This window comes from Paracoccus thiocyanatus (assembly GCF_900156255.1).
GTDB lineage: Bacteria > Pseudomonadota > Alphaproteobacteria > Rhodobacterales > Rhodobacteraceae > Paracoccus > Paracoccus thiocyanatus.
Map to the genome: position 1 here is coordinate 1 of NZ_FTMK01000017.1, position 10,358 is coordinate 10,358.

Here is a 10,358-nt window from a genome sequence, read left to right on the forward strand (position 1 = left end):
CACCAGGGCGCCATATCCGTCTTCCAAAACCTCGAAGACGCAATCAGCATGCATGAAGCAATCCTGAAGGTCCCGCCAGGGAAATAAGCGAGGGGCTAGCCGGAAACCCGGCGCGCGCGGTCCTGCACCAGGGCCTGGCGATTTTGCCGGTGGCGGGCGGCCGGTTGCCGGCCAAGGCCCCGCACCAGGAAGCGGGCGCTTGGCACCGCCCCTTGGGTCCGCAATTCGGGAAAGACCGCAAAGATTTCCTCGCGGGCGGCCGAACCGACCGCCTCCAGCGCCTGGCTGCCGGTATAAAGCGACTCGGTTTCGGTACCGTTCGAAATGACGACCTGATGGCGGTTCAGCAGGAAATGGACATAGGTGACTTCGCGCAGGTCCGCGGCGGGCTCGATCCCCTCGACTTGCAAAAGCTGCTTGGCGGCGACCAGGACTTCGCAGGTGCCGAACATCCTTTGCGCGATCCTGGACCTGACCAGGACCCGGTGCTGGGGCGACACGATCAGATCGGCCGTCGGCAGGCCCGGTCCCAGCGCCCCCGCCCGGATCCGCACCGGCCGCAACTGGGGCCTGGCGGACAGGGTTCGCGCATCCAGCCGCCGCTTTCCGATCCAGCGCAGGGGTTGCAGGCCGCAATCGCGGGTCATGACCAAGTCCCCGACCTGCAAGGCGCCGGCAGGAACGGCGCCGGTGGCGGTCTCGATCATCGCATCGGCGCCAAAGCAGACCACCGCGGTATTGTCGGTGGTCAGGTCCGAGCCGGCGACGGCGCTGCCGCCATTCTGGATGGCCATGCTGAATTCGGGCAAGCCATTGCTGCCCTGCAGCATGTCCAGGATTCCGTTGTCGGCCTGGTCGGCCCGCATCCAGGCCAGGGCATGCGAATAGGTCTGTTCGGGATTGGCGGCATTCCACCGCGCCAGGTTGGTGCTGTTGTAATAGGATGACAGGTCGGCAAAGTCGTTATTCGTCCGGTCGCCGTCGGAAATGTCCTGGCCGGCGCCGGTGTTGAAATCGGTGATCCGGTCGCCGGTGCCCACGAGGAACGTGTCGAAGCCTTCGCCGCCGGTCAGCAGGTCCGCGCCCGCGCCGCCATCGACAAGATCGTTCCCCATGCCGGCCAGGATGGTATCATTGCCGTCGCCGCCGCGGACCGTATCGTTGCCGGCGCCGGACATGATATTGTCGGCGCCCGCGCCGCCCTCGATCGAATCCGCCCCGCCCTGGCTGCCGGTCCCCAAGGTGTCGTCGCCGTAAAGCAGATCGTTTCCGGCGCCGCCCAGCACCGTATCCGCCCCGGTTCCGCCGATGATGGTGTCGTTGCCGAAGCCGCCAAGGGCGCGGTCGTCCCCGGCCCCGGCGTCGATGTAATCGGCCCCGCCCAGGCTGTCGGCCCCCAGCGTATCGTCGCCGTAAATGCTGTCCGCGCCCGCGCCGCCCAGGAAGCTGTCCGCGCCAAGGCCGCCGGTCATCGTGTCGCTGTCGTCGCCGCCTTCCAGCGTATCGTTCCCGGCTCCTCCGTCCAGAAGGTCGTTGCCGGTGCCCCCCAGCAGGCTGTCGGCCCCGCCGCCGCCGTAAAGCCGGTCCTGGCCATCGCCTCCGTCCAGCGTATCGGCCGCCCCGTCATCGCCTGCCGCCTGGCGATAGCCGTAAAGCACGTCGTCGCCGGCGCCGCCCCGCACACTGTCGCGGCCGCTGCCTGCATAGACGGTATCGTTGCCGGCACCGGCGCGGATATCGTCGTCATCGCCCAAGGCGCCGGGCAGGATGGCGTCACCCGCATCCACCCTGTCCCCCGAGCCGTCGATATAGGCGTCCCCGATCAGGTCATTGCCATCGGTCCCGTCCACATAACCATCGGCAAAGGGCAGCACCGCGCGATTAAGCGTCAGGCCCGAATAAGCGGCGGTGTCATATGTCGCATTGGACGGGACAGAGATGCTGACGACGGGATTTTCGGTCAGCCGGGTTTCGTTGGGAAACTGGTTTTCGCTTGACGGCGGCAACATGAAGACATTGCCGTTGACGTCCTGGAAAATGCGCAGCGTGACCTGGATGGTGCGCGTGCCGCCGCCATCCAGCGCCTGCACCACATTGGCGCTGAGCACGCGGACCGCCGAGTCGACCTTGACCGTGGAACTGGTATCGCCAAGCCGATAGCTGACCGTATCGGTGGTGCCGCCGCTTCGGTGATTGAAGGACACGACCCCGTCATTGTTGTTGTCATTCAGCGTCACGCGCATGCTTTGGGAAAAAAGCGGATTGCCGGCCGAGCCAAAGGTCTTTCCGTTCAAAACCGCGCCGGGATTGTCCGCGACCTGATTGGTTTCGATGGTATCCATATCCGGAAGCTTGCCGAGATAGAGCATGCTGTAAGTGACGCTGGCCATTTTCGCGCTTCCCTTTTTCCATTTTCGGGGGATTGGTGGCCGCGCGGCCAAGGGCAGGCAACCCCCAATCCAAAGCTCGGCAGGTTCGTGCCAGGGTTGTATTTTTGGATGCGCAGATAACTGCTATCGGCGCAAAAGCGCCAATTCCACCGGGAACTTGGGGTTGAAATGCCGGGTTTTATCGTGACCGCGGATTATCGGCTTTCCGGTGCGCCGTCAGGTTTTCAGCAGGCGCAGCACGGTTCCGGTGGCGTCGTCGAAATCCGCCGGCTTGCCGCTGACCAGCCCCAGCAGCATCGCCCCTTCCAGGGTCGAGACAAGCAGGCGGGCGACCGAGCCGCTGTCGATGCCATGAATGACCTCGCCCTTCCGCGCGCCCTGGACGATCACCCGCGTCAGCCAGTCCACATGCGCCTGGAAGAAAAGCCTTACCCGCGACAGCAGGTCGGGCGGCAGCGTGCCCATATCGGCAGCCAGCGCGACGCAAAGACAGCCCAGCCCGCGATGCAGCCCCTGGCGATACAGATCGGCATAAGCCTCGATCCGGGCGATGGCATGGTGCTGTTCGGCTTCGATGCGCACCAGCGCCGCTTCATATTGCCGGCTATAGGCGTCGACGGCCGCCGCCACCAATATCGCCTTGGTGGGGAAATGGTGGTGGATGCTGGCCTTGCGGATGCCCACCGCCGCCTCGATGTCCGAATAGCTGAAGCCGAAATAGCCGCGGGTCCGGATAAGATCCTCGGCGACCTGCAAGATTGCGGCCCTGGTGTCTGACATTGCCTGTTCCTCGCGGTCGCCGGCCGGACCGGGGCCAAATTAATATGGCGGCGGGCGGACACAAGACTGCCGAGGCGGCCATAAGGTCGCAGGCGCCGTTTGCACCGCCGCCTGCACGGGTCCGTGCGGGCGGACCCAGCCGCAAGGGCATGGGTCCGCCCGCACCTTGGTCAAAGCGAATCCGGCCTGGGATCGGCGATGAATCCGTCGGCATTCGGCATCTGCACCTGCGGCAGGCTTTGGGCGTCAAGTTCCGCATCCTCGCCCAGGATGCCGCCGCGGCCCAGGATATAGGCGCTCAGCGCATAGACCTCGTCCGCGCTCAGCGAGCCGGGGGAATCCAGCGGCATGGCCCGGTGGATGTAGTCGTAAAGCGTGCTGGCATTGGCCAGATAGCTTTCGACCGTCTTCACCGGCTTGTCGCTGCCCAGGGTGTCGCGGCCGCCGATCAGCGCCGGCGCGCCCAGTTCCTTGATGCCTTCCAGGTTCTCGCCATGGCAGGCCAGGCATTTTTCCTCGTAAAGGCTGCTGCCCTCGGCATAGCTGCCGTTGCCTTCGGGCAGGCCGCGGCCATCGGGCATGACGTCGATGTCGATGGCCGCGATTTCCGCCTCGGTCGCCGCCCGGCCCAGACCGAAATTCGACTCGAGCCCCGCATCGGCCGTCCCTTCGCTATCCGCGACCGGCGAGGTGGGCACCAGTTCGGTCGTTTCCTCGATCTCGGCCGGCAGCGGGGCGACGGTGCGGCCCTGGGTTTCCTGGCCGATGGCCGGCAGGGCGGTCGTCGTCAGCGCCAGGGCGCCGATCGCCAGCGACTGGCGCAGCTTGTCACGCATGAACATTGCTCACCTCCCCGTTGGCCGCGACATGCCAGCTTTGGATCGCGTTCAGGTGATAGACGGAATAGACGCCGCGCACCTTGACCAGTTCGGCCAGGGTCGGCTGCACATAGCCGGACTCGTCGGTGCATCTGCTTTGCAAGACCGCCTCGCGCCCGTCCCATACCCAGGGCATGCGGAAGCGGGTATGGCACTTGTCCAGCACCGGCTCTTGCAAGGTGGCCTTGTTCCAGGTCTTGCCGCCATCGGCCGAGATTTCGACCCCGGTGATCTTGCCGCGCCCGGACCAGGCAATGCCGCTGATCTCGTAATACCCCGGAGTCGGCAGCCGCATCGCACCCGAGGGGAAGGTGATGACCGATTTGGCATCCATTTCCAGCGTGAATTCCCGCGCCTTTCCGTCGGGCAGCAGGTCGGTGTATTTCAGCGTTTCTTCGCGGGTCATGAAGGGCTTGTCGCTGATCTCCAGCCGCCGCAGCCATTTGATATGGGTGTTGCCCTCATAGCCCGGCAGCAACAGGCGCAGCGGATAGCCCTGTTCGGGGCGCAGCGCCTCGCCGTTCTGGCCATAGGCAAGAATGGCGTCGTCCATCGCCTTGTCGATGGGAACCGAACGCGTCATCACCGCCGCATCCGCGCCCTCGGCCAGGATCCATGCCGCGCCGTCCTGGATCCCCGCCTCTTTCAGCACGGTGGACAGCAGGACGCCGGTCCATTCCGAGGTCGAGGTCAGCCCATGCGTGCCCTGCACCGTCTTCAGCGTCGGCTTGTCCCATTCCGACAGCCCGTTGCCCGAGCATTCGATGAACATGGTCCGGCTGACCGAAGGCAGCCGCTTCAGGTCGTTCATGGTAAAGCGCAGCGGCTTGTCGACCATGCCATGAATGATCAGGCTGTGCTTTTCGGGGTCGATGGTCGGAATGCCGCCATGATGGCGTTCGAAATGCAGGCCCGAGGGCGTGATGATGCCCATGCCCGCGGCCAGGGGCGTCATCGACCAGCTCGAATCCAGGCTGTCGGTGGGATAGCGCCAGCGCAGTTCGTTCTCGAATTGCGAGCGCGATCCATAGCCGCCGTCATCCAGGATAAGCCGGCCCTGCTCCTTGGTCGAATCGGGCTGGACGGGATATTCGATGGCGCCGGGCGGCGCCTGCGCCGCGGCCTGCCCGCTTGACAGCAGCGACGCGCCAAGCGCCGCGCCCCCGAACAGCATGCCGCGCCGGCTGACGCCGGGGAACATGCCCTCGCGGCATTCGCAATCCGCATCGTCCTGCGCAAGCTGGTCAAGCATCTGCGTCTCGGCATCGGCCATTTGCCGGACCATCCGCCTTTCGGCCGGACCATAGCGTTCGTGGTGTGTCGTGTCGTCTGACATCGCGATCTCCCTTCGCTCCGCTGGATTGTCGTGCCTGGCTATCGCGTCCCCGATCCGGTCCCCCCCGATCACCGCGCCGATGTTCACAGTTGGCGACGGGGATTTTCGCGATTCAACCCTACCAATTAATAGGTAGCGTAGCTGGGCATCGGCATTGGGTCAACCGTGCCCGGCATCCGTGACATCCAGGTGAAAACTGACTATCCCTTCGGGCAGCCCAGGGTCCGGCACGGGCCATCGGCGACCTCGCGCCGCGCAGCCCGCGGCCCCGTCTTGCAAGGAAAGGAGCGGCCGGATGCGCCCCGCCCCCCGCCTGATCTGCGCGCTGGCCTTCCTGGGACTGGCCTGCGCCGCCCATGCCGACCCGCTGGCGGACCTAAGCGATTCCGTCACCGATCTGTTCAGCCGCGCCGAAAGCGCCCGCGCCCATGCGCGGCAATGCGCCGGGCAGACGGGCGCGGACCGGGTGGCGCTGGGGGATGCGCTGGCCGGCTGGTCGCATCGCAACGACGCGGCGGATTACGACGCGCTCATGGCTGCGCTCAAGGACGCGGCGCCGGGGCTGGCGGAACAGACCGACGCCGCCTTTGCCCAGATCGACGCGGCCGTGGCGCAGCAGATCGCCGCCAAGCCGCAGCTTTGCGCCGGCCTGCCCGAACGGCTGAAATCCGACGAATACGCGCTGCGCCCGGCCCTGCGCGAAACCCGGCGGATCGCCCGCGACCTGGGCGTCCGCCCCGCCGATCCCGTGCCGCCCCGGCTCGAACCGGGGCTGGCCGCGGCGGTCCAGCCGCTGGCGCAGTTCTCGGCCTGGGCCAGCGCCGCGATGGCCGAAATCGGCTCGGCCCCCGGCGCGCAGTCCGACCCCGCCCTGCGCAAGGCGCGCGAGGAATATTTGCTGGCGCTGCTCGAACCCCAGGGGCGGCTGATGTTTCAGGGCCGCGTGGTCTCGGACAGCGAGTTGCGCGAATGGCACGGCGACCGGCAATCCAGCTTTGCCGCCAGTTGCCGCCGCTTTTCAGACCAGGACGACCAGCAGCGGATGGCCGATCTTGTCGGCCACACCGCGGTGCTGACCGGCAAGGTCTACTGGGTCCGCGACGACGCCCCCGGCGGCGTGGTCGGCCTGCGCGACTGCCGCATCCTTGATGCGGCCGCGGCGGGCCTGCCGCTGGCCGGCGACGGCCCGGTGGAGTTGGAACCGCGCCCGCCCGAACTGGCCGAGCTGCTGGCCGCGCCGGGACCGCGGATCGCCCCTGCCGATGTCGACCGGGTGCTTTACACTGCCGAGTTCTCGCCGCGTCTGGACGGCGCCGGCAACGGCTATCTGGACCGGCAAGAGGACATCTGGGTGCTGCTGCGCGACGGCACCGCGATGCGCCACGACTGGCCGGTGCCCTTCGGCGATCTGGCGCTGGACATGTCGCGGGCGCGCGAACCCCAGCGCTGGTTTACCTGGGTCCAGCGTGACGGCGCGGTGGTCCTGACCGCGGCGGATGGCACGACGCTGGATCTTTCGGGGGCCGAACGGCTGCTGCCGATGCCCGAGGGCCGGGCAATCACCGGCACCTGGGCGATGACCGACATCGCCATGGGCGGGCTGCGGCGCGACCGCAGCTTCGACTTTGCCGGCGACGGGACCTTGCTGCACGGCAGCGACAGTTTCGTCGGCGGCCGGGTCGGGACCAGCTTCATCACCTCGCCCCTGGGACCCGAGCAACAGACCCGCTCTGCCTATCGCTTCCAGGGCTACGCGCTGATCCTGATTGGCCCCGAGGGCGAGGAACGCCATTTCGCGGCCCGGCTTGCGGATGGCGACCCCGCCGCGCCCGACGACCTGGTCATCGACGGCCGCGTCTATTGGCGCGACGGCAAATAGCCCGCCGGGCAATCGGCGGCGGGGACGGGGGCGGGGCTGGACGAACCCCCCGCCCGGCCTGCATGATCGGACCGGCAACCAAAGAGCAGCAAGCATGACCCAGCCCACCACCTTGGCCCTGCGCGACCTGATGGCGCAAAGCGGCGTAGCCTTTGGCACCAGCGGCGCGCGCGGCCCGGTCGAGGCGCTGACCGACCGCGTGGCCTATGCCTGCACCCAGGGCTTCCTGCGCTACCTGCACGAGATCGGGGGCTTTTCCCCGCAAACCCAGGTGGCGCTGGCGGGCGATCTGCGCCTCTCGACCCCGCGCATCCTGCGCGCCTGCGCCCAGGCGGTCCGCGACGCCGGGGGCCGGCCGCTGTTTTGCGGCCACGTCCCCACTCCGGCCCTGGCGCATTACGGCCTTGGCCGGGCCATCCCGTCGCTGATGGTCACCGGCAGCCACATCCCCGACGACCGCAACGGCATCAAGTTCCACCTGCCGACCGGCGAGATTCTCAAGCCCGACGAAGCCGGCATGGCGCGGCAGGAACTGGCGCTGGACCCCGCGCGCTTCGACGCCCAGGGCGCGCTGGTCGATCCCGCCCCCCTGCCCGAGCCGGTGGATATCGAGACGGGCTATCTGCACCGCTACCTGGATTTCTTCGGTCCGCAGGCGCTGGCTGGGCTGACGCTGGGGCTATACCAGCATTCCGCCGTCGGCCGCGACCTTCTGGCCCGCATCCTGCGCGCGCTTGGCGCCCAGGTGCTGGCGCTGGGGCGCAGCGACCGCTTTATCCCCGTCGATACCGAGGCGCTGCGCCCCCAGGATGTCGCGCTGGCCCGCGGCTGGGCGGCCGAACATCGGCTGGACGCCATCGTCTCGACCGACGGCGATTCAGACCGGCCGCTTTTGGCCGATCATCGCGGGGAATGGCTGCGCGGCGACACGCTGGGGCTGCTTTGCGCCCGCGAACTGGGCGCGGCCTGCGTCGTCACCCCGGTCAGCAGCAATACCGCGCTGGAACGCTCGGGCGCCTTTGCGCGCACCATCCGCACCCGCATCGGCTCGCCCCATGTCATCGCCGCCATGGACCAGGCGGCCCGCCACGCCGCCGGCCCCGTCTGCGGCTACGAGGCGAATGGCGGCTTCCTTTTGGGCAGCGACATCTGGCGCGACGGGCGCAAGCTTGCGGCCCTGCCGACGCGCGACGCGGTCCTGCCGGTGGTCGCGGTGCTGGCGGCGGCCCGGACGCAAGGCCTGGCCAAGCTATGCGCCGGCCTGCCGCAGCGCGCGACCTTCAGCGACCGGCTGGAGCATTTTCCGAACCCCGACGCCCAGGCGATCCTGGCCTGGCTGGACCCGGCGGACAAGGCCCAGCGGACCGCGCGGATCGAGGCGGAATTCGCCCCGCTGGCCGGCCGGCTGCGCCAGGTCGACCTGACCGACGGTCTGCGCATGACCTTCGAGAACGGCGCGATCATCCACCTGCGCCCCTCGGGCAATGCGCCGGAACTGCGGCTTTATACCGAGGCCGAGACCGAGGACGCCGCGCGCAGCCTGAACGCCGCGGCGCTGGCGCGCGTGCGCGGCCTTGCGCCGCGCTAACGGCGCCGGCGGGTGACAAGGGCCAGGCAGGCCGGGAAACGCCTTGCAGGCTACCGATCCTTCGGCAATTCGCGCTGGGTGATAAGCCGCGCCGAGTTCTGCCCCGACAGAAAGACCCAAAGCCAGCTCAGCGCCACGAACAGCCGCGACCGCGCGCCGATCAGGAAATAGATATGCGCGACGCCCCAGACCCACCAGGCCAGCCAGCCCTTCAGCCTGAAGCGGCCGTATTCGATCACCGCTGCGTTACGCCCGATGGTCGCCAGATTGCCCATGTCGCGATAACGGAAACCGCCCGGCCCCGGCCGGCCGGCCAGCCGGGCGCGAATCGCCCGCGCGGCATGGGCTCCCTGCTGCTTGGCGGCCGGCGCCACCCCCGGCACCGGCTTGCCGTCCGACACGACATGCGCGGTATCGCCCAGCACGAAAACCGCCGGATCGCCGGGCAGGGTCAGGTCCGGCGCCACCATCACCCGCCCGGCCCGGTCGCCCTTGGCCCCCAGCCATTCCTGGGCCCGCGACGCCTGCACCCCGGCAGCCCAGATCACCGTGCGGGCCGGGATCAGCTCACCCCCGACCACGATGCCCTGCGCCGAGCATTCGGTCATCGGCGCGCCGGTCCTGACCTCGACCCCGCGCCTGGCCAGCGCCGCCGAGGCATAGGCCGACAGCTCGGCGCTAAAGGCAGGCAGGATGCGCGGCCCGGCCTCGACCAGCAGGATACGCGCCTTGCGGGTATCGGCGCGGCGAAACTCGGCCGGCAGGATGCGATGCGCCAGTTCGGCGATGATGCCGACCAGCTCGACCCCGGTCGGCCCGGCCCCGATGACGGCAAAGGTCAGCAGCGCCTGGCGCTCGGCCGGGTCTTCGGTCAGTTCGGCGCGCTCAAAGGCCAAAAGCAGGCGCCGGCGAATCGTCGTCGCATCCTCCAGCGTCTTCAGACCCGGCGCATCGGCTTCCCAGGCGTCCTTGCCGAAATAGGCGTGGCGCGCGCCGGTCGAAACGACAAGCGTGTCATAGGGAATGCGCCCGCCGCCGCGCAGGACCACCTGGCGGGTGTCGCGATCGATGCCCTCGACCGTGCCCAGAAGCGTGGTCACGTCGCGGCGCTCGCGCAGCAGCGCGCGGATCGGCCAGGCGATGTCCGATGTCGCCAGCAGCGTCGTCGCCACTTGGTAAAGCAGCGGCTGGAACAGGTGGTGGTTGCGCCGGTCGATCAGCGTGATCTCGCAGCCGGCGCCCTTCAGCCCCAGCACCACCTGCAAACCGGCAAACCCTGCCCCGATGACGACGACGCGGTGCTTCATGCGCCAAAGCCTCCCTTGTCCGGGCCAGCCGGCCGGCCGCTCCCGCCCAGCCTTCAGGTTGCACCAGCCGATGCGCGCCGGGCAAGGGCAGCCGCACGAGTTTGACGGGCGCTGCGCCGCAAAACCATCGGACCAAGGTCTTACGCGCCGGGATTTTCCTTGGATTCGCAGCCGCCGGCAGCGTGAACTTGGTCGCGGAG

At 68.2% G+C, this 10,358-nt stretch carries 7 protein-coding genes; 2 read left to right on the forward strand and 5 right to left on the reverse strand.

The window, feature by feature from the left end; all coding sequences use genetic code 11:
• Positions 1–95: 95 nt before the first annotated feature.
• From F3H32_RS12440 to soxC, 4 genes are all read right to left on the reverse strand, one after another.
• On the reverse strand, positions 96–2,390 hold the full coding sequence (locus F3H32_RS12440; protein ID WP_149766131.1) for a Hint domain-containing protein: 2,295 nt from the start codon (positions 2,388–2,390) through the stop codon (positions 96–98).
• A gap of 216 nt (positions 2,391–2,606) precedes the next feature.
• On the reverse strand, positions 2,607–3,170 hold the full coding sequence (locus F3H32_RS12445) for a TetR/AcrR family transcriptional regulator (protein WP_149766132.1): 564 nt from the start codon (positions 3,168–3,170) through the stop codon (positions 2,607–2,609).
• Positions 3,171–3,340: 170 nt separating this feature from the next.
• On the reverse strand, positions 3,341–4,012 hold the full coding sequence (locus tag F3H32_RS12450; protein ID WP_149766133.1) for a c-type cytochrome: 672 nt from the start codon (positions 4,010–4,012) through the stop codon (positions 3,341–3,343).
• The gene (gene soxC, locus F3H32_RS12455; protein WP_223191440.1) at positions 3,999–5,384 is read right to left on the reverse strand and encodes a sulfite dehydrogenase; all 1,386 of its coding nucleotides are present in this window, start codon (positions 5,382–5,384) and stop codon (positions 3,999–4,001) included. Before soxC ends, F3H32_RS12450 begins: the two co-directional genes overlap by 14 nt.
• Before the next feature lie 295 nt (positions 5,385–5,679).
• Here soxC and F3H32_RS12460 point away from each other — a divergent pair, with 295 nt between their 5' ends.
• Entirely contained in the window at positions 5,680–7,263 is a 1,584-nt protein-coding gene (locus F3H32_RS12460) for a hypothetical protein (protein WP_149766134.1), read from the forward strand.
• A gap of 94 nt (positions 7,264–7,357) precedes the next feature.
• Positions 7,358–8,851, forward strand: a complete 1,494-nt coding sequence (locus tag F3H32_RS12465) for a phosphomannomutase (RefSeq protein ID WP_149766135.1) — start codon at positions 7,358–7,360, stop codon at positions 8,849–8,851.
• Positions 8,852–8,901: 50 nt separating this feature from the next.
• Here the strand turns inward: F3H32_RS12465 and F3H32_RS12470 are convergent, their stop codons facing one another.
• Positions 8,902–10,158, reverse strand: a complete 1,257-nt coding sequence (locus F3H32_RS12470; RefSeq protein ID WP_149766136.1) for an NAD(P)/FAD-dependent oxidoreductase — start codon at positions 10,156–10,158, stop codon at positions 8,902–8,904.
• Positions 10,159–10,358: the final 200 nt, after the last annotated feature.

What these genes read in the sequence shown, in the direction of transcription:
- F3H32_RS12440 (WP_149766131.1), bottom strand. Translation starts at nt 2,390, where the DNA reads ATGGCCAGCGTCACTTACAGCATGCTCTATCTCGGCAAGCTTCCGGAT.
- F3H32_RS12445 (WP_149766132.1), bottom strand. Translation starts at nt 3,170, where the DNA reads ATGTCAGACACCAGGGCCGCAATCTTGCAGGTCGCCGAGGATCTTATC.
- F3H32_RS12450 (WP_149766133.1), bottom strand. Translation starts at nt 4,012, where the DNA reads ATGTTCATGCGTGACAAGCTGCGCCAGTCGCTGGCGATCGGCGCCCTG.
- soxC (WP_223191440.1), bottom strand. Translation starts at nt 5,384, where the DNA reads ATGTCAGACGACACGACACACCACGAACGCTATGGTCCGGCCGAAAGG.
- F3H32_RS12460 (WP_149766134.1), top strand. Translation starts at nt 5,680, where the DNA reads ATGCGCCCCGCCCCCCGCCTGATCTGCGCGCTGGCCTTCCTGGGACTG.
- F3H32_RS12465 (WP_149766135.1), top strand. Translation starts at nt 7,358, where the DNA reads ATGACCCAGCCCACCACCTTGGCCCTGCGCGACCTGATGGCGCAAAGC.
- F3H32_RS12470 (WP_149766136.1), bottom strand. Translation starts at nt 10,158, where the DNA reads ATGAAGCACCGCGTCGTCGTCATCGGGGCAGGGTTTGCCGGTTTGCAG.